18 protein-coding genes are annotated in these 20,573 nt (G+C 64.5%); 1 reads left to right on the top strand and 17 read right to left on the bottom strand.

Annotated features, from left to right (window positions below):
* Positions 1–113: 113 nt before the first annotated feature.
* The 17 genes from C1A13_RS04195 to mltG form a co-directional block, all read right to left on the bottom strand.
* On the bottom strand, positions 114–1,271 hold the full coding sequence (locus C1A13_RS04195) for a cell division protein FtsQ/DivIB (protein ID WP_101549401.1): 1,158 nt from the start codon (positions 1,269–1,271) through the stop codon (positions 114–116).
* A gap of 306 nt (positions 1,272–1,577) precedes the next feature.
* Complete coding sequence (murA, locus tag C1A13_RS04190; RefSeq protein WP_101549399.1) at positions 1,578–2,831, bottom strand: UDP-N-acetylglucosamine 1-carboxyvinyltransferase; 1,254 nt, start codon at positions 2,829–2,831, stop codon at positions 1,578–1,580.
* A 129-nt stretch (positions 2,832–2,960) separates the two neighbouring features.
* On the bottom strand, positions 2,961–4,079 hold the full coding sequence (locus tag C1A13_RS04185; protein ID WP_101549397.1) for a UDP-N-acetylglucosamine--N-acetylmuramyl-(pentapeptide) pyrophosphoryl-undecaprenol N-acetylglucosamine transferase: 1,119 nt from the start codon (positions 4,077–4,079) through the stop codon (positions 2,961–2,963).
* 473 nt (positions 4,080–4,552) lie between these two features.
* On the bottom strand, positions 4,553–5,704 hold the full coding sequence (gene ftsW / locus C1A13_RS04180) for a putative lipid II flippase FtsW (protein WP_101549395.1): 1,152 nt from the start codon (positions 5,702–5,704) through the stop codon (positions 4,553–4,555).
* Positions 5,705–5,752: 48 nt separating this feature from the next.
* Positions 5,753–6,769: a phospho-N-acetylmuramoyl-pentapeptide-transferase gene (gene mraY, locus C1A13_RS04175; protein ID WP_101549393.1), complete on the bottom strand. Its 1,017-nt coding sequence runs from the start codon at positions 6,767–6,769 to the stop codon at positions 5,753–5,755.
* Positions 6,762–8,129, bottom strand: coding sequence for a UDP-N-acetylmuramoyl-tripeptide--D-alanyl-D-alanine ligase (locus tag C1A13_RS04170; RefSeq protein WP_101549391.1), 1,368 nt, complete (start codon positions 8,127–8,129; stop codon positions 6,762–6,764). Before C1A13_RS04170 ends, mraY begins: the two co-directional genes overlap by 8 nt.
* A gap of 4 nt (positions 8,130–8,133) precedes the next feature.
* Positions 8,134–9,576: a UDP-N-acetylmuramoyl-L-alanyl-D-glutamate--2,6-diaminopimelate ligase gene (locus C1A13_RS04165; protein ID WP_101549388.1), complete on the bottom strand. Its 1,443-nt coding sequence runs from the start codon at positions 9,574–9,576 to the stop codon at positions 8,134–8,136.
* A gap of 34 nt (positions 9,577–9,610) precedes the next feature.
* Positions 9,611–11,824, bottom strand: coding sequence for a penicillin-binding transpeptidase domain-containing protein (locus tag C1A13_RS04160; RefSeq protein ID WP_172439159.1), 2,214 nt, complete (start codon positions 11,822–11,824; stop codon positions 9,611–9,613).
* Positions 11,825–12,037: 213 nt separating this feature from the next.
* On the bottom strand, positions 12,038–12,544 hold the full coding sequence (locus C1A13_RS04155; RefSeq protein ID WP_101549386.1) for a cell division protein FtsL: 507 nt from the start codon (positions 12,542–12,544) through the stop codon (positions 12,038–12,040).
* 16 nt (positions 12,545–12,560) lie between these two features.
* Positions 12,561–13,490, bottom strand: a complete 930-nt coding sequence (rsmH, locus tag C1A13_RS04150) for a 16S rRNA (cytosine(1402)-N(4))-methyltransferase RsmH (protein WP_101549384.1) — start codon at positions 13,488–13,490, stop codon at positions 12,561–12,563.
* A gap of 3 nt (positions 13,491–13,493) precedes the next feature.
* Positions 13,494–13,913 carry a division/cell wall cluster transcriptional repressor MraZ gene (gene mraZ, locus C1A13_RS04145; RefSeq protein ID WP_101549382.1) on the bottom strand — a complete coding sequence of 140 codons (420 nt, stop codon included), beginning with the start codon at positions 13,911–13,913 and terminating at the stop codon, positions 13,494–13,496.
* 53 nt (positions 13,914–13,966) lie between these two features.
* Positions 13,967–14,233 carry a hypothetical protein gene (locus C1A13_RS14615; protein ID WP_146021680.1) on the bottom strand — a complete coding sequence of 89 codons (267 nt, stop codon included), beginning with the start codon at positions 14,231–14,233 and terminating at the stop codon, positions 13,967–13,969.
* A complete protein-coding gene (locus C1A13_RS04140) occupies positions 14,230–14,811 on the bottom strand; it encodes a hypothetical protein (protein ID WP_101549380.1) in 582 nt (193 codons plus the stop codon). The genes C1A13_RS14615 and C1A13_RS04140 overlap by 4 nt, the downstream gene beginning before the upstream one ends.
* Positions 14,812–15,184: 373 nt before the next feature.
* Positions 15,185–16,036 (bottom strand): tyrosine-type recombinase/integrase, encoded by an 852-nt coding sequence (locus tag C1A13_RS04135; RefSeq protein WP_101549378.1) that lies wholly within the window; start codon positions 16,034–16,036, stop codon positions 15,185–15,187.
* Between the two features lie 302 nt (positions 16,037–16,338).
* Entirely contained in the window at positions 16,339–17,085 is a 747-nt protein-coding gene (locus C1A13_RS04130; protein ID WP_101549376.1) for a YebC/PmpR family DNA-binding transcriptional regulator, read from the bottom strand.
* A gap of 229 nt (positions 17,086–17,314) precedes the next feature.
* Positions 17,315–18,535, bottom strand: coding sequence for a peptidase U32 family protein (locus C1A13_RS04125; RefSeq protein ID WP_101549374.1), 1,221 nt, complete (start codon positions 18,533–18,535; stop codon positions 17,315–17,317).
* A gap of 14 nt (positions 18,536–18,549) precedes the next feature.
* Positions 18,550–20,088 carry an endolytic transglycosylase MltG gene (gene mltG / locus C1A13_RS04120; protein WP_101549372.1) on the bottom strand — a complete coding sequence of 513 codons (1,539 nt, stop codon included), beginning with the start codon at positions 20,086–20,088 and terminating at the stop codon, positions 18,550–18,552.
* A 241-nt stretch (positions 20,089–20,329) separates the two neighbouring features.
* Between mltG and C1A13_RS14835 the strand changes: the two genes are divergently transcribed.
* The gene (locus C1A13_RS14835; RefSeq protein WP_158595633.1) at positions 20,330–20,488 is read left to right on the top strand and encodes a hypothetical protein; all 159 of its coding nucleotides are present in this window, start codon (positions 20,330–20,332) and stop codon (positions 20,486–20,488) included.
* Positions 20,489–20,573: the final 85 nt, after the last annotated feature.

Here is a 20,573-nt window from a genome sequence, read left to right as displayed (position 1 = left end):
GTCCCTTATCATCCAAACGCGCAATTCGATATACTATTAAATATTATCTTATCAGATTCAGCCTGATAAATCAATAGCAAACGCGCCCGGCAAGGCAAAATGTAATATTTCCCTCACGCCGCCGGAGAGGCCGGCGGGGAGCTTTCCGGAGCGGCTTCCGACGGCGCCGCGGAGGACTCCTCCGGCGCGGACGAGGGGGCCGTGCCCGGGATCGTCGCAAAGAGGTCGTCCTGCGGCGAGGCCGAGGACGCCGCCTCCTCCGAGGAGGAGCCCGCCGCCTCCGCGCCGCTCGAGGGCGCGGTGCCCGGGATGACCGCGAGGTCGGGGTTGTCCGAATGGACGGTGGGCTTTTTGTCCCCCTCCCCGGCCTGCGCGGCGGCGGTGAGCCGCCGTTTTTCCAGCTCCTGCCGGATGTCCCCCGGCCAGGAGTAGATCTCGTTCGTGGTGGGCGCGAGCGACACGTCCAGCCTGCCCTCGAAGGTGTCGGACAGCTCGTCCTCGATCACCTTCTTCGCGAAGCGCAGCTTGTAGGGCAGCTCGGTGCCGCCGCCCAGGTCGATCAGCAGGCGGTTGTCGTAGACGAGCATCATGTCGAGCTGGTTGGAGAAGTCCACGAGGGAGACCTTGCCGAAATCGGTCTCCTCGACCGCGTCCATCAGCCGGGAGAGCAGCAGGAAGCCGTACGCCTCCTTATCCGCCTCGTCCGTTTCCTCCTTGGTGTAGCCCTCGCCCAGCTTTTGGCCCACCTTGGGGTCGTAGAGGTACATGCCCGTGACCGTCATCACGTCCTGCGGCACCGACGCCGCGCCGATCTCCAGCACACGGCCCGTCTTGCCGATGACCACGTAGCCCGCCGCCGTGGATACCGCGCCGAGCGGCTTTGCCTGCGCGATCTCAAGGGTGAGGGTCGCGGGCAGCGTCCGCCTGAGGGCCACCCCCTCGACATAGGGGAACTGCTGGGTAAGCTTCTTTTCCACCCTGCGCGCGTTCACCCGGAAGAGGTTGTCCCCCACCTTGACGCCGCTGGCCTCGAGGATCTCCTCCGCGGCGTACTTGGTGACGCCGGTGACCTCGAGCTTTTCGATCCGGAAGAAGACGGTCAGCGACAGTACGGCCACGACCGCCGCCGCGACAAGCAGGATCAGCAGATAGTAGAGCGTCTGGCGGCCGGTGCGCTTCCTGCGCCGGCGCGCGCCCGCGGCTGCCGCCGCCTGCGCCCGGTCGGGCGCGCGGGGCGTTCTGCCGCCGAATGAAAGGAGCTTCTGCTTCATGACGTCCTCCGTGTATCATAGTCCCCGGCAGGCCGGATACCAGTATACCGCGTATCCGCCGCGGATGCCTGCAAATCCTGTCGAACCGCCGCGCGGGACCTGATTTTCACTTCCCGCGGCCGCCCCAAAAGGGGCCGGCCGTCGGATTTGGCCGCGCGGCCGCCGCACGGCCGGGATGCGGCCGCGGCAGGGAAAGCCGCGTGCCCGCCCCCGCGGGCGCGGGCGGCGGTGCCTGGAAACGTGCTTATTATACCACGCGGGAGGCGTTTCGCGCAATCGCGGCGGCGGGGCAAATTTTCCCACCCGTCAGGGGACCCTGCGGATCGCCGCGCCGATCCCGCGCAGGTTCTCCTCGAAGTTCTCATATCCGCGGTCGATGTGGCCGATGTCCAACAGCTCCGTCTCCCCCGCGGCCGCCAGCGCCGCCACCGCGATGGCCGCGCCGCCCCGCAGGTCGGTGCAGTGCACCGTCGCGCTGTGCAGCTCCTTCACCCCGTGGACGAGCGCCACGCGCCCCTCCACCTTGATGTCCGCGCCCATGCGGATGAGCTCGGGCACATGCTTGTAGCGGCTCTCGAAGATGTTCTCCACAAAGATGCTGCTCCCCTGCGCCACGCACGCCGCCGCCATCAGCGGGGACTGCGCGTCGGTCGGGAAGCCCGGATAGGGCATCGTGCGCACCATGCTCATCGCGCGCAGCGGGCGCGCGGCGGTCAGGCGGATCTCCTCCGGCGCGGTTTTCAGCCGGCAGCCCATCTCCTCGAAATAGGGCAGCACCGCCGCCAGGTGTTCGGTGCAAACGCCGTCAAGCGTCACGTCTCCCCCCGTGACGGCCGCCGCGGACAGGTAGGTCGCCGCCGCGATCCGGTCGGGGATGACGCTGTGCTCGGCGGGGTGCAGGGACTTGACGCCGGTGATGTGCAGGTCGCCGTCCGGCGTGGTGCGCACCCTGGCGCCGCAGGCGTTGAGGAAGGCCGCCAGATCGGAAATCTCCGGCTCGCGCGCCGCGTTTTTGATGACCGTCTCCCCCTCGGCGAGGGAGGCCGCGATCATGATGTTTTCGGTCGCGCCCACGCTGGGGAAGGGCAGCGGAATGCTCGCGCCCCGCAGGCGGTCCTTCACCGCGCAGTTGAGGTAGCCGTGGTCCTCCTCGATCGTGACGCCGAGCTTTTCAAGCGCGGCCAGATGCAGATCGATGGGACGGGGCCCGAGCTCGCACCCGCCGGGAAGCGAAATGCGCGCGTGGCCGCATTTGGCCACGATCGCCCCGAGAAAGACGATCGACGAGCGCATCCGGCGCATCAGCTCGTCTGGGATGCAGCAGCAACAGGAATCGGCGGCCCCGACGAGGATGCTGTCCCCTTCGCGCCGCGTTTCGGAACCAAGATGCTGGAGGATGTTGCAGGCGGCGTCGACATCCGTCAGGCGGGGGCAGTTATGTATCACACAGTCTCCCGACAGCAATGTCGCCGCCAAAATCGGCAACACGGAATTTTTCGCCCCGTGGACCCGCAACCGACCCTCCAGCCTTTTTTCACCTTCAATTAGCAGTTTCGGCATCTTCACGCACCCTTTCGCTTTTCGCAAGGGTACGGGAAGCCCTTGCAAAACCATACTATGCCGCATGGTCCCGCCGGGTGAAAGGGCAAATACGTGTAAAAGGGGACGCTTTCGCGTCCCCGGCGAAAATTACGCCTTGTAAAGCGCCATGATTTCCGAATAGATGCGTTCGTTCGCGTCGATGATCGCCATCGCCTGGGCGTTGCGGCCCAGCCGCCGCAGGGTCTGCGGGTTCCGGCAGAGCTCCTCCACCCGGCCGCTCAGCCGCTCGGGGGTCAGGTCCTTTTCCTCGATGACCACCGCCGCATCGTGCTCCGCCAGCACCATCGCGTTGTGGTACTGGTGGTTCTCCGCGACGTTCGGCGAGGGGATGAGCACCGACGCGGTGCCGCTCGCCTCCAATTCGGAGAGGGTCATCGCGCCCGAACGGGAGATGACGAGGTCCGCCGCCGCGAGGCAGTCGGGCATGTCGTCGATATAGGTGCGGATGTCGAGGCCGGGGGCGCAGGGGTCCACCCCGGCGGCGGCCAGCATCTGCGGGAAGCGGTCCTTTTCGATCGAGCCGGTCGCGTGGATGTGGAAGACGCCGCCGCGCCTCTGCTCCCACGCCATCAGCCCCGCGACCGCCTCGTTCAACCGGCGGGCGCCGAGGCTTCCGCCGAAGGAGACGATGCACACCCGGTCCCCCACGCCGAACTTTTTGCGCGCCTTCTCCCGGTCGGCAAAGAGAATCTCCTCCCGCACCGGGTTGCCGGTCACGATGTATTCCCTGCCCCGCGGCAGGTATCGTTTGGCCTCCTCGACCGAAATCAGCACCTTATCCGCCGTGCGCGCGAGCACCTTGGTCGTCACGCCGGGAAAGGCGTTCGACTCGTGGGTGACCGTCTTCACCCCCAGCTTGGCCCCCTCCCGCAGGATCGGCCCGCTCACATAGCCGCCCGTGCCGACGATCATGTCGGGGGCAAAATCGCGGATGAGCTTTTTCGCGCGGCCCCACGAGAGCATGAGGCAGCCCACCGAGCGGAAGTTGTACCTGACGTTGAACCAGGTGAGCTTCCTCTGGAAGCCCATGATCTCGATCGGCGCGAAGGCGAAGCCCGCCTTCGGGACGAGGCGCGCCTCCATCCCCTTGGGGTTGCCCGCAAAGAGGATCTCCGCCTCGGGATGGCGGGCCTTGATGAAGTTGGCCACGGCGATCGCGGGGTTGATGTGACCCGCCGTCCCGCCGCACGCAAACAGAATTCTCATGTTGTCAGAGCCCTCCCAATCATCCCATATCCCGTCCCCTCGAACGGCTCGCAGGCCGCCATGACTCCTCCGCCGAAGGCTCCTCTTAAGGTTCCGGCCCGCAGGGCCGGGTCGCAAGGCGACACCTCGCGGGGGATCCAAAGGGGTCGCGAAGCGACAGCCCGAATGGGGACACCATTTGTCCCGAAGGGACAAGTGGCGCGTACCGCCCCCTTTGACTGCGGCCCGCAGGCCGCGTTTCGGAGGCCAACCGCCGCAGGCGGCTTTTGGGCCGGAGATCGGCCGTCGGCGAAGCCGCTCCGGCCAAAGGCCGGGCAGGCCGCCATGATTCCTCCGCCGAAGGCTCCTCTTAAGGTTCCGGCCCGCAGGGCCGGGTCGCAAGGCGACACCTCGCGGGGGATCCAAAGGGGGCGGGGCCCCCTTTGAGCGGCCGTCGGCGAAGCCGCTCCGGCCAAAGGCCGGGCAGGCCGCCGCTACTCCTTCTCGAGGTTGGTCTGCCGGGAGACGGACAGGATGACCCCCATCTCCGCCAGGAGCATGACGAGCGCCGTACCTCCCGATGAGAAGAAGGGCAGGCTGATGCCCGTGTTGGGGATCGTGTTGCTGACGACGGCGATGTTTAAAATCGTCTGCACGCCCACCTGCGTCGTGAGGCCGATGGCGAGCATCGAGCCGAACCGGTCGCGGCAGCGCATCGCGATGACATAGCCGCGCCAGATGAGCAGCACGAAGACGAGAATGATGAGCGTCGCGCCGATGAAGCCGAGCTCCTCGCACACGACCGAGAAGATGAAGTCGTTCTGCGGCTCGGGCAGATAGAGGTGCTTCTGGCGGGAGTTGCCGATCCCGACGCCCATGAGTCCGCCAGATCCGATCGCGTAGAGCGACTGGATCGTCTGGAAGCCCTTGCCCTGCGGGTCGATCCACGGGTCGCGCCAGTGCTGGATGCGGCTCATCGCGTAGGGGATGACGCCCGGTATTAATACGATGACGACGACCGCCGCCGCCAGCAGCAGGCCGCCGATCATGAACCATTTCAGGTCGGTGCCGCCCACGAACATCATGATGATGCCGATCGACAGGATGAGGATGGTGCCGGACAGGTGCGGTTCGAGCAGCATGAGCAGGACCACGATGCCCATCAGCGCCAAAAACGGCCAGACGCCGTATTTGGGGTCCTTCATCCTGTCGTAGTTGGTGGAGATGAGGTGCGCGAAGATCAGCACGACGGCGAACTTCGCGAGCTCGGACGGCTGGAAGGTCGTAAACCCGAGCGGGATCCACCGGCGCGCGTCCTCACGGGTATGGACAAAGAGCACGAGGATGAGCAGGAAGACGGTGCCGATGTAGATGAGGAAGGCGAACCGGTGCAGGATGTGGTAGTCGATGTTGGCGACGACGAACATCCCGATGATGCCGACGATCGCGAAGAGCAGCTGGCGGGAAATGTAATAGAAACTGTTGCCCGTCTCGTAGTAGGCGGACGCGTAGCTCGCCGAAAAGAGCATGATCAGCCCGATCGCAAGCAGAATCAGCACAAGGAACATGAAGGTCAGGTCGATGCCGCCCTTCTCTGCCCGGATGCGTTTTTTACGGGTTTTCCCCGCAGGCCGTGCCGCTTCCATCGGCAAGCACCTCTTTTCCGTTGGATTGATTTCGGCCGGGGCCCCGCGTCACAGCAGGAGCACCGACCAGACGGCCAGCGCGCCGCCGAGGAGTCCCACGAGGGCGAAGACCGAGACGATCTTCACCTCGCTCCATCCGCACATCTCGAAGTGGTGGTGGATGGGGCTCATCTTGAAGAGCCGTTTGCCGTGGGTGGCTTTAAAGTAGCAAACCTGGATGATGACCGAAAAGGCCTCGCACCAGAAGACGACCCCCGCGAAGACGAGCAGCAGCGGCATCCCCACCTGGAAGGCGAGCGCCACCACCAGGCCGCCCAAAAAGAGGGAACCGGTGTCCCCCATGAAGACCTTGGCGGGATAGAAGTTCCAGACGAGGAAGCCGAGCGTGCCGCCCGCGAGAGCGGCGGCGATCACGCTCGCCTGGCCGAACTGGAGAATCCCCGCGATGACGAGGAAGACCACCGCATAGACGAAGGTGACCGACGAGGAGAGCCCGTCGAGGCCGTCGGTGAGGTTGACGGCGTTGACGAAGCCGGTGATGATGATCATCGCCAGCAGGTAGTAGAAGGGCCCGAGCTCCAGCGTGCCCAAAAAGGGCACCGCGACCGCCGTCGAGCGGTCCCCCGCGATGTAGAGCATCACGAGGTAGAAGACCCCGATGACCAGCTGCATCAGGTATTTCTGGCGCGCCGTCAGCCCGAGGTTGCGGTGCTTGACCACCTTGATGTAGTCGTCCAGAAAACCCACCGCGCCGAACGCGAGCGCCATCGCGACCCCCGCAAACAGCTTTATATTACCCCGCGGGTCGCCAAGATATCCCTGCGCCGCGGGCGAAAGCCAGAGGGTCGAGACCCCGATCACGACCGCCGCCGTGATGCCGATGATGAACATGACGCCGCCCATGGTGGGGGTGCCCTGCTTCTTCTTGTGCCAGGCGGGGCCGATGTCGAGGATCGTCTGGCCGAACTTGAGCTTGTGCAGGAAGGGGATCATCACGAACCCCAGCAGGGCCGTGACGGCAAACGCGACCAGCGTGATCAGGATGAGGGTCATGCCGCTATTCATTCACAACTTCTCCCTTATACAGTCCTTCGAGGATCTCCTCCATGCGCATGCCGCGGCTTCCCTTGACCCATACGGCGTCGCCCGGGCGGATCTCCTCCCGCAGGCGCGCGAGCAGCTCCTCCTTATCGCCAAAGAGCTCGACGGGGATGCCCCCCTCCGACGCGCCCTGTCGATAATAGCACGCATCGCCGCCGTATGCAAGCAGCAGGTCGATCCCCTTTTCGGCGGCGAACGCCCCGATTTCCCGGTGCGCCCGCTCCGAGATCGCGCCCAGCTCGAGCATCCCGCCGAGCACCGCGATCCGCCTGCCCGTGCAGGGATGGCCCGCCAGCGTCTCGAGCGCGGCCCGCATCGAGTCGGGGGAGGCGTTGTAGCAGTCCTCCACCACCGTGATCCCCCGCCAGTGCACCACCTTCTGGCGCATGCCGGAGGGCATGTATTCGCGCAGCGCCGCCGCGCATTTTTCGGGCGGGATATCCAGCGCCAGCCCGGCGGAAAAGGCCGCGAGCGCGTTCAGGACGTTGTGCCGCCCCGCGCAGGGGATCGTCACCGGCAGCTCGCCGAATTCGCCGCAGAGGAGGAAGGAGGTCTCCCCCTCCCCCTCGCGGAGGTCCTTCGCCCGCAGGCCGCAGGCGGGGTTTTCAATGCCGTAGAAGCGCACGTCGAGGCGGGGGATCCGCACCCGCGAAAGCAGGTCGTTGTCCCCGCAGAGGAGGAGCGGCGCGCCGTCGGGCAGCGCGTCGGCCAGCTCCAGCTTGGCTTTCAGGATGTTTTCGCGGGAGCCGAGCCGCTCCAGATGGCTCACGCCGATATTCGTGATGACGCCGACGTCCGGCCTTGCCACGCCGGCCAGCGCCGCGATCTCCCCGAGCCCCTGCATCCCCATCTCGACGACGGCCGCCTCGGTCGTGCGGTCGAGGCGGAAGAGGGTCTTGGGGAGCCCGATCTCGTTATTGAGGTTGCCCTCCGTCTTGAGGGTCCGGTAGGCGCAGGAGAGCACGTCGGCGATCATCTCCTTGGTGGTCGTCTTGCCGACGCTTCCGGTGACCCCCACGCAGCGGATGGAGAATTTGGCGCGGTAGGCCTTCGCGATCTCCATCAGCGCGCGCTGGGTGTTCTTCACGTAGAGCACGGTGCCGGGGCCGTAGTCGCGCCGCTCGTGCGCGACTGCCGCCGCGGCGCCCGAACGCAGGGCGGCGGGGATGAAGTCGTGCCCGTCGAACCGCTCCCCCTCGAGCGCCACGAAGAGGCAGCCCTCCGGCAGGCTCCGGGAGTCGGTCGAGATCACGTCGACCGCGCCGGGATAGCTCCCGGGACAGCCGACCGCCCGCGCGATCTCATCGATCGTCATGCGTTCCATTGCGTCACCCCTTTCGTCTTGCCAGCAGATCCAGCACAATCTGTTTTTCGTCGAAGCAGATCGTCTCCCCCTTCAGCACCTGGTAGTCCTCGTGGCCCTTGCCCGCCAAGATCAGCACGTCGTCCGGCTGTGCGTGGTCGAGCGCCCACTCGATCGCCGCGTAGCGGTCGGGGATGATTTCATACGGGGTGTCCGGGTGCTCGAGCAGGCCGGGCTTCGCGTCCTCGATGATCTGCAGTTCGTCCTCGTCGCGCGGGTTATCCGACGTGAGGATGACAAAGTCGGAGAGGCGCGCCACGATCTCCGCCATCTTTTTGCGCTTGGTCCGGTCGCGGTTGCCCGCGCAGCCGAAGAGGGTCACGACCCGCCCCACGGCGAACTTCTGCATCGTCGTGATGATCTTTTCGAGCCCGTCGGGGCTGTGGGCATAGTCGCGGATGACGGTGTAGGGGGTGCCGGTCGGGAGCACCTCGATGCGCCCGACCACGCCCTTGCAGCTGCACAGCCCCGCGGCCGCCGCCTCCACCGTGAGCCCGGCCGCGATGCAGCTGCACGCGGCGGTCATCGCGTTGGCGACCGAGAAATCCCCCGGGATCGGCAGGCGCACCCGCGCGATCTGCCCCTTCCCCACCAGCATGAACCGGCTGGAATCGGGCGCGGGGCGGATGTCCTTGGCGGTGTAGTCCGCCTCGTCCGACTGGGTGGAGAAGGTGATCTTCGGGCAGGTAATCTCCTCCGCGAGCCGCTGGCCGTAGGCGTCGTCGACGTTGACGACGGCGGTGCCGCACATCGAAAAGAGCTTCTTTTTGGCGTGGTAGTAGTTTTCCATGTCGTGGTGGTAATCGAGGTGGTCCTGCGTCAGGTTGGTGAAGGCCGCCGCCTCGAAGCGGAGCCCCGCCAGCCGCTGCTGGTCGAGCGCGTGGGAGGAGCACTCCATCACAACGTACCGGCACCCCGCGTCCGCCATGCGCGAAAGCATCCCGTGCAGCGCGAGCGCGTCGGGGGTGGTGTGCTTGGCGGGCAGGACGATGTCGTCAATCTCGTTGTGGATGGTGCCGATGAGCCCCACGCGGGCGCCAGTGGTTTCCAGAATGTGCTTGACCATGCAGGTGACCGTCGTCTTGCCGTTGGTGCCCGTCACGCCGATGAGGCTCAGCCGCCGCGCGGGGTTGCCGTACCAGTTGCCGCAGAGCAGGCCGTAGGCGAGATGGGTGTCCGCGCAGAGGATCTGGTTTTGAAGCCCCAGGTCCCGCTCGCACACGACCGCCGCCGCGCCCGCCTCGACCGCGCCCTTCGCGTAGCCGTGCCCGTCGGCGCGGGTCCCGCGGATGCACACGAAGAGCATCCCCGGCTCCACCTGACGCGAATCGGAGGTGACGCCCTTTATTTCACAGTCCTTGACGGAGCCCTCGTATTCGACTCCCTCGAGCAGCTTGGAAAGCAGCATGTTGTGGACCCCTTTCAGGAAAAGATGCCGGCCGTCATTCGGTGACGGGAGCGGTGCTTTCAACGCACTGAATGGTGACGACCGTCCCGGCCTCCACCTGCTCGCCCGCGGCGGGCGTCTGGGAGGACACCACCTGGTGGGTGCCCTCGATCTGCTCGCCCGAAATCGAGATGTTGAGCCCCGCGCCCACGATCGAGCGGTTGGCCTCCTCGACCGTCTTGCCGACCACGTCGGGCACCGGGATGAGGTCGCCCGCGCCCTCCTCCTCGGTGTAGAGGACGATGGTGCCGCCCTCGGGGATCGTCTCGCCCGCCTCGGGGATCTGGCGGAGCACCTTGGTGCCGTTTCCGACGACGCGGTATTTCAGCCCGCTGACGCGGCATTTGTACTGGGCGTCGTGCAGGTCGAGGTTGATGAGGTATTCCGCCTTGGTGGCGACGTTCGCGAGCTCCTCCTCGGTGTACTGCGGCTCGATGCCCATGTAGGGCAGGGTGTCCGCCAGCACCGCGCCGACGATCGGCGCCGCGACGGTGGAACCGTAGGCGTTGTAGATGTCCGGGTCGTCGATCAGCACGAGGCAGGCCACCTGCGGATCCTCCACCGGCGCGAAGCCGAAGAAGGAGAGGGTGTTCGGGGTGCGGCCCTCCGACTTGAGCTTGGGGCTGTCGAGCTGCTCGGAGGTGCCCGTCTTGCCGCCCACGCGGTAGCCGGGGATCTGCGCCTGGCGGCCGGAGCCGTTGGCGACGACCTGCTCGAGCATGAGGCGCATCTCCTTGGAGATGTCCTCCGAGACGACCTGCCGCTTGACGACCGGTTCGGTGTTGGAGATGACGTTGCCCTCCGCGTCGACGATCTGCTTGACGATGTAGGGCTGCATCAGCTTGCCGCCGTTGACCGCCGCGCTCGCGGCGGTAATCAGCTGGATCGGCGTGACCTTGAAGGTCTGGCCGAAGGAGCTGGAGGCGAGGTCGTTGATGGTGTAGCGCGCGTGGTAGATGCTCGTCGCCTCGCCGGGCAGGTCGATGCCCGTCTTCTCGGTGAGGCCGAAGTTGGAGAAGTATTCGGCGAAGTTCTGCGCGCCCATGCGCTGGCCGATATCGATGAACGCCGGGTTGCAGGAGTTCATGATCGCGTGCTCGAGGTCCTGCTGGCCGTGGCCCTCGCCGCGGCTCGCCCAGACCCAGCAGTGGTAGGGGGTGCCGTTGACCGTCGTGGCGCCCGAGCAGTAGAAGGTCGACTGCCGGGTGACCGCGCCGCATTCCAGCGCGCCCGAGGCGGTGATGATCTTGAAGACCGAGCCCGGCTCATAGGGGTCGGAGATCGCGTAGTTGCGCCACTGGGCGTACCATGCCTCCCGCAGCGCCTGGTCGTACTGCTCCTTGGTGGCGACCGTCTTGAGGTTTTCGAGCTCCTCGCGCTTTTTGTCGTCGAGGATCTCGTAGGGGTTGTTGGGGTCGAAGTCGGGCTTGGAGGCCATCGCGAGCACCGCGCCCGTCTTCACGTCCATGACGACGCCCGTCACCCGGTTGCGCACCTTGTGCTCGGGCAGCGCGATCTCGAGGTTCTTTTCGAGGAAGTGCTGGATCGTCTCGTCGATCGTCAGCACGAGGGAGTCCCCGTCCTTGGCGGCGTACTCCTGCGAATATTGCAGGTCCATGTCGACGCCGCGGCTGTTCTTCATCGAGACCACGCGCCCCGGCGTGCCGGCGAGCACCTTTTCGTAGTAGCTCTCCAGCCCGTAGGCGCCGTGGTTGTCGTCGTTGGCAAAGCCGAGCACCGCCGAAGCAAAGTTGCCGTAGGGATAGTAGCGGCGGGTGTCCTGCTCGAGGAAGATGAGCCCCGTGAGGCCGTTCTCGCTGACAAAGGTCATCAGCTCATCCGCCTGCGGCTTCTCCACCTTGGTCTTGACCACCTGGTAGAGGGTGCCCTTGAGCGCGAGCTTCTTCTGGATCGACTCCTTGTCGAGCTCGAGAAACTTCTCGAGCGCCGCGGTGACGTCCGACTCCTTTTCGGGGGTGTCGATCAGCCCCGGCGCGACGCACACCGACCAGACGGTCGCGCTCTTGGCGAGCGGGTTGCCGTTGGTGTCATAGATCGTGCCGCGCTTGGCCCCGATGCGCTCGCTGCGCAGCTGCTGCTGGAGCGCGCGCGCCTGGAGGGCCTCGCCCTCGACGACCTGCAGCTTGAAGAGCTGGTGCAGAACGACGCAGAAGCCGAAGACGATCATCGCCACCAGTACGACGATCATCCGGCTTCTCATATGATAGGTTGGAGGCTTTGCCATCTTAATATACCAGTCCTTTGCAAAAGTTACGGGCGCGCAGCCCCGCGAACCGGCGGGATTGCCGTCGAAAAGGGCGCAAAATGCGAGGAAAGCAAGAAGTACGGACGGGTACGCGGTCCCTCCCTCAATCCTTCTTGCTTTTCGTGCCACTCTATATTTATGGATGCGCCATCCGTTTTAGTCCTCGCCAAGCCGTTCCTTGACGTTGATGATCGCCAGCTCGACCTTGTCGAACAGCGACTGCTTGGGCGATTCGCTTGTCAGTTCGATCTTTTCCCCCTCGCTCAGGTCCACGTAGGTGACCTGGCTTTTGTCCACCGGGAACATGCCGAGCGTCTGCGTGGCATAGTCCTCAACGTTGCGCAGAGAAATTTTGGCGTCCAGTTCCGCCGTCAGGCGGGTGTATTCGCTCTGCTCCTTTTCGAGCAGCGAGGTCTGATGGGCGATCTGCTGGCTCAGCTCGGTGAGCACCGCGCGGCTGTAAAGCATCGTGACCACGATCCCCACGACCACCGCGGCCGCCGCCACAATGCCCAGCACGGTGGCCGTCCGGCGGCGCGCACGCGCCTTGACGCCGGGGTTCGCCACGACCAGGGTCGGCCTTTTCACCCGCATCCGCGGCTTTGGCTGGAACCGGTCCAGATCGTAGGCAACGCTGCCGTTCCCGGCGTATCGCGTCTGCATGGCGCCTTCCCTCCTTCTATAGTTTCTCAATGATGCGCAGCTTGGCGCTCTTGCTGCGGCTGTTGGCCGCGAGCTCCGTTTCCCCCGCCTCGATGGGTTTTTTGTTCACGAGTTTCCCTTTGGGCCGGTTGCCGCACACGCACACCGGAAAGTCCGGCGGACAGGTGCAGCCCCTGCAAAGCGCCGCATACCGCTGTTTGACCATGCGGTCTTCCAACGAATGGAAGGTGATGATTGCCATGCGCCCGCCGGAGCGGAGTCTTTCAAACGTTTCGCCGAGAAAAACAGACAGGCTGGAGAGTTCCCCGTTTACCTCAATTCGGACCGCTTGAAAGACGCGCTTTGCAGGATGCCCGCCCTCGCGTCTCGCCCTTGCGGGGATCGACGCGCTAATCAGTGTTGCCAGTTCTCCGGTAGTGGCAATGGGGCGCTGCGTTCTGGTATGCAAAATATGTTTAGCGATCATCGGCGCGAATTTCTCCTCGCCGTAATCGCGGAACACCCGGCACAGTTCCTTGAAGTCATAGCCGTTGATCACGTCGTAGGCGCTCAGCCCCGACTGGGACATGCGCATGTCGAGCGGCGCGTCGTGCATGTAGGAAAAGCCCCGCTCGGGGGTGTCGAGCTGGTGGGAGGAGACCCCCAGGTCGAGCAGGATGCCGTCCACCCCGTCGATCCCCAGCCGGTCGAGCACGCCGTTCATCTGGGAAAAATCGCTCTGCACGACGACGGCGCAGGGATAGGGCGCGAGCCGTTCGGAGGCGGCCTTCACCGCGTCGGGGTCCTTGTCGAGCGCGACCAGCCGTCCGGTGGTCAGGCGCTTTGCGATTTCGGAGGAGTGCCCCGCGCCGCCCGCCGTCCCGTCGACATAGATGCCGTCCGGGCGGATGGCCAGGCCCTCGATGCACTCGTCCAGCAGGACGGGGCGGTGTGAAAATTCCGCCATCGCCTAGAACCCCAGCTCGTCCATCGCGGTCGCGATGGACTGGGCCGTAAGCTGCTCGTTCTGCTTCTCCCAGCGCTCGCTGTCCCAGATCTCGGCGCGGTTGGAGACGCCCGCGATCGTGACGTCCCGGTCGAGCCCCGCGTATTCCCGCAGGTGCGCCGGCAGGAGCACCCTGCCCTGCTTGTCCGGCTCCGCCTCGGCGGCTCCCGCGAAGAAGAACCGGTTGAGGGGGGCGGATTTGCTGATGGGCAGCTCGTGCAGCTTTGCCGCGAGCTGGTCCCACTCGTCCACCGAGTAGACGAAGAGGCAGTTGTCGAGCCCGCGCGTGATGATAAAACGCTCGCCCAGCTCCTCGCGCAGCTTCGCGGGGAAGTTCACCCGGCCTTTCGCGTCGATGCTGTGGGTGTACTGTCCTGTGAGCATTTTATCACCTCCCTCCGGGCTTGTCCGCCACTTGGGTGGCGATTCCTCCACTTTTAACCACTTTTCACCACTTTTACCTCTTTATTATACTTGCCGCAGATAAAAAATGCAAGTGCTTTTCTTTTCCAGCAAAAAAAAGACGCCGAAATTTTCGGCGTCTTTTTGTCGAATTTAGCCTGTTTTATCCCCTCAAAGCCCCATTCGGGAGCGGGTTTCCAGCATTTGGCCGCCGCGCGGGAACTGTCGAAACTTTCCAGCGGAAACAGGGGCCGGAAGCACCTTCGCGCGCGCGATGGAAAAGAAGTGCCCGGACGGCTCAATCGTCCGCGTCCTCCCCCCACGGCGCCGGTTCCGGGGCGCGCCGCTCGCGCTCCGCATTCTGCTGCAGCCTCCAGTCGGCGACCAGCGCCGCGTCCCGCTGGGCGTCCAAGACCTGCACCTTCCCGTCGCACCCCATCGCCTCCGCGAGAAGCCGCAGCAATTGCAGCGCGCTGGTGAAGGAGACGCGCACGTTCCTGCCCACCCACGTCAGAAAGCCCTGCCAGCTGTCGTTCTGCCGGTAGATCACCTGCACGACGAAATCGTACGGCTCCTGCATGGTGGTTTCCAGCTCCCGGCGCCGCTCATACCGGAGCGTGTCCAGCGGAACCGGCTGGCGGTTCGCCTGGAGCTGGCGGCGGCTGCTGAAATAGCGGACATCCCTGTCCGCGCATGGAAACCGGAGGTAACGGTAGATCGCGTCCAGTTCCAAAAAGAGATCCCCGAGCCCGTAGAAGCTCACCGGCTCCGGGAGGTAGACGTTGCTCAACGTCCCGGCGGGCTGTCCCTCCGCCTCCCGGCTCAGGCGGATCAGGACGATCTCCGCTTCGGTCCCCAATTGGCCGTAGTTGACTTTCATGACCTTCCATCCTTTCGCAAAAGAAAAGCTCCGGCCCCGGAATACGGCCCGGTTTGCAACATAATGCGTATTATGTTGCAAACCGGGCCGAAAAATGGTCATATCAGGCATAAAACAGCTCCGCCGGCTTTGGACGCGCGCCTGTCAGGGGTATTTGGCCTGCACGAAAGCACATCAGCGGCGAGGGACCGTTGACGCGCATTTTCGGCATACTCCCGGGCGGCCCCAAACGGCGAAAAATCCGGGCCGCCTATTGCGAAGATTGCCATTTTGTTGCATAATAAGGGAAGATTATGTAGCCTAAAATAGAGCGAGGTTTTAAAACTGCAACATAATACGCATTATGTTGCTTTTTTGTTTTCCGGGCCTTTTCTCAGGGCACAAGGCCCAGCCGGTTGATGAGGCCGGCGTACTCCGTCTCGTTCGTCGCCGTGTAGATCCGGGTGGTTTCGGTGCTGGCGTGGCCCAAAAGGGCCGCCAGTCCGGCGATGTCCCGGCTCTGCCGGTAATAGGTGCAGGCGAACAGGTGGCGCAGGTTGTGGGGATAGACCTTTCGCGGCTGCACCTTCGCGTCCGCGCTGAGGCTTTTCACCGTGCGCCAGACGGTCGACCGGTGCATGGGCCTGCCGCTGCGGGTGACGAAGACCGGGCCCGACGTGATCCCCCGCTCCCCGCAGTAGCGCAGGAGGATGCGCCGGAGGCGGTCGGGCAGGGGTACGACCCGGCATTTCCCCTTGCAGCGGATGGCCGCCCGGCCCTCCAGCACCGCCTCCTTCGTGATGAAGGGCAGCTCGCTGACGCGGATCCCGACGCCGCACAGGGTTTGCAGCAGCGCCTCGGCGCGCGGCTTTTTCCGGCTGCGCGCGGTCTCAAGCAGGCGCAGGTAGTCCGCCTTCTGCAATTCGCGAGACCGGTCCCGGAACGCCTGACGCTGGATTTTTAACAGCCGCACCCGGCAGTCGGGAAGGCCCAGGTAGGACAACAGGGCGTTGACGGCCGCCAGCATGGAATTGACGGAGGACGCCTTATAGCCCTCGCCGACCAGATAGCGCTTGTAGGCCACCACCGCCTCCCTGTCCAGCGCCCGGCCCTCCGCCAGGAACCGGCCGAAGCGCGCGATATCCCGGCGGTATTTGCTGACGGTGTTTTCGCTGCGCTCCTCGAGATAGAGGTTCCTCAGGAAGCCGTCGACCTCCGCCTGTTCCAGTTGTTTGACACTGCTCATATGCTTCTCTCCTTCCGTGATTGCCATAAGTATACCCATTTTTTCCGGGAGTTCGGCATACGCACGGAAGTTCCGGAACTATAATTTCCACTGAAATTTTTGGCGCGTTTTTGTTGCTTTCCACCTAATTTCGCGCCGCGAACCAGAGTCTGGAAGGCGGTTCCCAGCATCTGGCCGAATCACGGGAAAGGCCCGGGGATTCCGGGATTTTCCCGCCTCCTGAATTTTCCTTCCCGGCGCGCAAAAAAAGCGGGCGCGGCAGATGCCGCGCCCGCTGTTTCATTATTTCCGCTCCTGGCCGGTCAGTCCTCGTCGGGCTCCTCCGGCTGGTCCCAATTGTGGTAGACGTTCTGCACGTCGTCGTTGTCGTCGAACATGTCGAGCAGCTTCTCCATCTTCTGGGCGAGCTCCTCGTCGTCGATCTTCACCTTGGTCATCGGAATGTACTCGACCTCGGCGGAATCGTAGGTGTAGCCCATCTGCTCGAGCGCGCCCGCCACCTTCGCCACGTCGTTGGGCTCGGTGTAGATCTCGATCACGTCGTCGGAGCTGTAGTCATAGTCGGCCGCCCCGCACTCGAAGCAGTCGTCCATGACCTTTTCCTCGTCGTATTTGCCCTCCTCGTTGTCGATGACGATGACGCCCTTCTTTTCAAACAGGAAGGAGACGCTCCCGTTCTGGCCGAGGTTGCCGCCGCATTTGTCGAAGTAGTGGCGCAGATCGCCCGCCGTGCGGTTGCGGTTGTCGGTGAGGGTTTCCACGATGACCGCCACACCCGAAGGACCGTAGCCCTCGTATGTAATCTCCTCGTAGTCCTCCTTGCTGTCCCCCGCCTTTTTGAGCAGGCGCTCGATGTTGTCGTTCGGGACGTTGTTCGCCTTCGCCTTCGCAATCAGCGTCGCCAGCTTGGAGTTGTTCGCCGGGTCGGCTCCGCCCTCGCGCGCCGCAACGGTGATCTCGCGCCCGATCTTCGTAAAGATTTTCGCGCGCGCGCCGTCGGTCTTTTCCTTTTTGCGTTTGATGTTTGCCCATTTGGAATGTCCGGACATATCCTTCAACCTCTCTTTGAAATCATGGTTTGGCGGTGTTACACCCATTCTTTCTTTTTTCCTGAAAAAGAAAGAACCAAAGAAAAATCGCTTACGGCAGGGCCTGCGGGCCCGGGTCAAGGGCTCCGCCCCCGGCGAAAGCCTCCGGCTTTCGCCTCACCCGCGGCTTTTGAAAAAGCCGGCAAAACGTTTGATGATATCCTGTGCGGAGATGGGCACGGCCGTCAAATCATTCCGTTCCCTCGTTCTCCCCCGCAACCCTCCGGCGCAGCCAAGCGCCGGGCGGCACGGGAAACGGGCAGGGGATGCGGTAACGCCGCATCGGGTGGCAGGCCGTCTCCACGGCGCCCTCCCCGACGTCCTCGACCGCCGTGACGGAAAGGGGGCGCGGGCTCTCACGCGGAAGCAGCAGCTCCGCCTCCTCGCCGCGTGAAAAGCGGTTGCGCAGGCTCACTTCGAGCACGCCGTCCGACCAGCCCTCCGCCATCGCGAGCACCTCCCAGCCGCACAGGGAACCGCCGAATGCGGCGTTCTGGCCGGGCGCGCCGAAATAGAAGCCGGTCGAATAGGGCCGGTGGCTCACCTTCCCCACCTCTTCGAGGGCCCAGGGCGGAGGCTCCCCCCTCTGCATCCACGTGTCGAGCGCCGCCCGGTAGGCGGCGGTGACCGACGCGGTGTAGTAGGACGATTTTGCGCGCCCCTCGATCTTGAAGGAGGAGACGCCCGCTTCCGCCAGTTCGCCGACGTGTTCGATCATGCACAGGTCGTTCGCGTTGAGGATGTAGCTGCCCCGCCCGTCCTCCCCGATGGGAAAGTACTGGCCGGGGCGCTTCTCCTCCACGAGGCGGTAGCTCCAGCGGCAGGGCTGCGCGCAGGCGCCGCGGTTGGCGTCCCGGCCGGTGAGGTAGCTGCTGAGCAGGCAGCGCCCCGACACCGACATGCACATCGCGCCGTGGACGAACGCCTCGAGCTCGAGCCCGGGCGGGGTATTCTCCCGGATGCGGCGGATCTCCGCGAGCGAAAGCTCGCGCGCCAGCACGACGCGGGAGGCGCCGAGCTCATGGAGCGCGGACGCGGTCAGGTGGTTGACGACCCCCGCCTGGGTGGAGACGTGCAGCGGGATTTCCGGAACGATGCGGCGCGCGAGCGCCATCACGCCGAGGTCGGCGGCGATGAGCGCGTCCACGCCCGCCGAACGCGCCGCGCTTAAAAAGTCCGGCAACGCGTCCGCCTCCTCGCAGGAGGGCAGGGTATTGCACACGAGATAGACGCGGACGCCGTTTTCATGCGCGAAGGAGACCGCGCCGGCAAGCGCGTCCGGCCCGAGGGAGGCCGCGGCGCGCATGTTGAACCGCCCGGAGCCCAGGTAGACCGCGTCCGCGCCGAAGCGCACGGCGGCTTCCAGCTGCTCCCGGCCGCCCGCCGGAGAGAGTAGTTCTGGCTTTTGCAAGGGAACGCTCCTTTTTACTGCTGCGGCTCGCTGTCGCCGCCCTCGCCCGGCATCGTGATGCCGTGGTCGACCCCGATGCCGGCCGCCGCGATATTCGCTGCGTGCTCCTCGATCGTGGCCGCGTAATAGAACTTGCCGTCCTTGTCCGCGAGGAAGTAGTAGTAGTCGGTGTTCTGCGGATAGATCGCGGCCTTGATCGCGTCGACGCCCGGGTTGGAGATCGGCCCGACGGGCAGTCCGTCGCACACATAGGTATTGTATGCGTCGTACATCGGCTGATTGACCGGATCGTCCGGGTTTTCAAGATAGGGCTTGATGTCGTTTTCGACGTAGAAGATCGTCACGTCCGACTGGAGTTTCGGGAACTGCGCGGGATTTTCGAGGCGCTTGTGGAAGATGGAGGAGACCATCTTCATGTCGTCGGTGCGGCCCGCCTCCTTCTGGATGACCGACGCCAGCGTGATCGCCTGGTCGAGCGTCAGGTTCTGCGCCTTCATCTGCTGCTGGAGCTCGTCGGTGTTGACCATCTGGTCAAAGCGGTTGAAGAACTTCTGCACCACGGTGCCCAGATCCTCGCCCACGTAGAAGTCGTAGGTGTCGGGGAAGAAATAGCCCTCGTAGCGGCGGTAGCGGTTCGCGTCGTCGGGGATGTCGGCCAGGAAGGGGTATTTCTCCTCAAACGCCGCGCCGTTCTCCTCGAGGTAGCGGAAGAGGTCCTCCTTCTTGCAGACGCCGTTCTCCTCGAGCTTGTCCGCGATATCCGAAAGGGTCCAGCCCTCGTAGAAGATGAGGGTGACCTGCTCCGGCCCGGTGCCCGAACGGAAGGCGACGAAGATTTCATCGTAGCTCATGTTGGTGTTGAGGGTGTAGTCGCCGGGGAAGAAGGAGTCCGGGGAGACCTTCTTGAGCGTCGCGTAGAGGCGGAAGGTCAGCGGCTGGGTGACGATGCCCTCCTTCTGGAGCATCGAGGCGATCTCGGAGATCGAGAGGTCCTCGTCGGGCAACTCGAAGCTCACCTCGCCCTCCGGCTTATTGAGGCCGAACATGTCGCTCGCGCTCTGGAGCGCGAACATCGCCAGAAAGACCGAAAGCCCGAGCACGACGACCAGCACGAGCAGCGCCTTGAACCAGCGGCCGGCGCCGCCGCCCGAATGGCGGTCCCCGCCGTCGCCGCCGCCCGACCGGCCGCCTCCGCCCCCGCCGCTCCTCGGCGGGCGCGGCGACGAGGTCGACGGCTCGTAGAATTCCTCGTCGTCGATCTGCACCTTGAATTCGCGCCTGCGCGCGGTATTCGGGCGCACGGCGTCCGCGCCGCCCGCCTGCGCGGCGGGCGCGCGGTACTCGGGCGGGGGCTGCATCCGGCGCGCGGGGCGTTCCCGCACGGCCGCCGCGCCGGCCGGCCGGCGCTCCCTGGAAGCGCTGTAGCGCTGGTTATCCTCTTCAAAGTCAAAAGCGGGGCGGCGGGGCGGGGGCGTCTGCGCGGGCGCGGGGTCCTCGACGTCGTCCAGCTTAAAGTTCTTGATCAGGTCTTCAAACTCGTCCCGGTTGCTCATGTGTCCTCCTATCCTCCACCCGGCGGGAAGCCTTCCCGGGCCTGTGGCGGAAAAACCCAATGTACAATATATAATACCTCAATTCGGCATAATAATCAAATCTTTTAACGAGTTTCCCGTACAAATTTTTTCACCGCGCGCCCCGGGCGGACGGCAAAAAATTTCTCTTTCCGGTTGATGTAACCCATTTGCCGCTTCAGACATAGTATGAAACAAATCATCAACAGCGAGGTGTCAACTTATGTGTAACAACAATTGCTGCGGGTGCGGCATGCAGAACTGTGGATGCGGATGCGGTGGAAACGGCGGTTTCGGTTATGGCTACGGCAGCTGGATCTGGATCATCATCATCATTATCCTCCTCTGTGGTTGGGGCGGGTTCGGCGGCGGCTGCTGCTAATCCAAACAGACTCTACATCGACAGACTGTAACCACCTCCCCGCCCGGCGCGGGGGCAACGAAAATGACGGTTTCGGGCTTGCCCG

The sequence above is a fragment of the Anaerotruncus massiliensis (ex Togo et al. 2026) genome (assembly GCF_900199635.1).
GTDB lineage: Bacteria > Bacillota > Clostridia > Oscillospirales > Ruminococcaceae > Anaerotruncus > Anaerotruncus massiliensis.
Note: the sequence above shows the minus strand (reverse complement) of the source record. Positions and strands in the feature narration are given on the sequence as shown.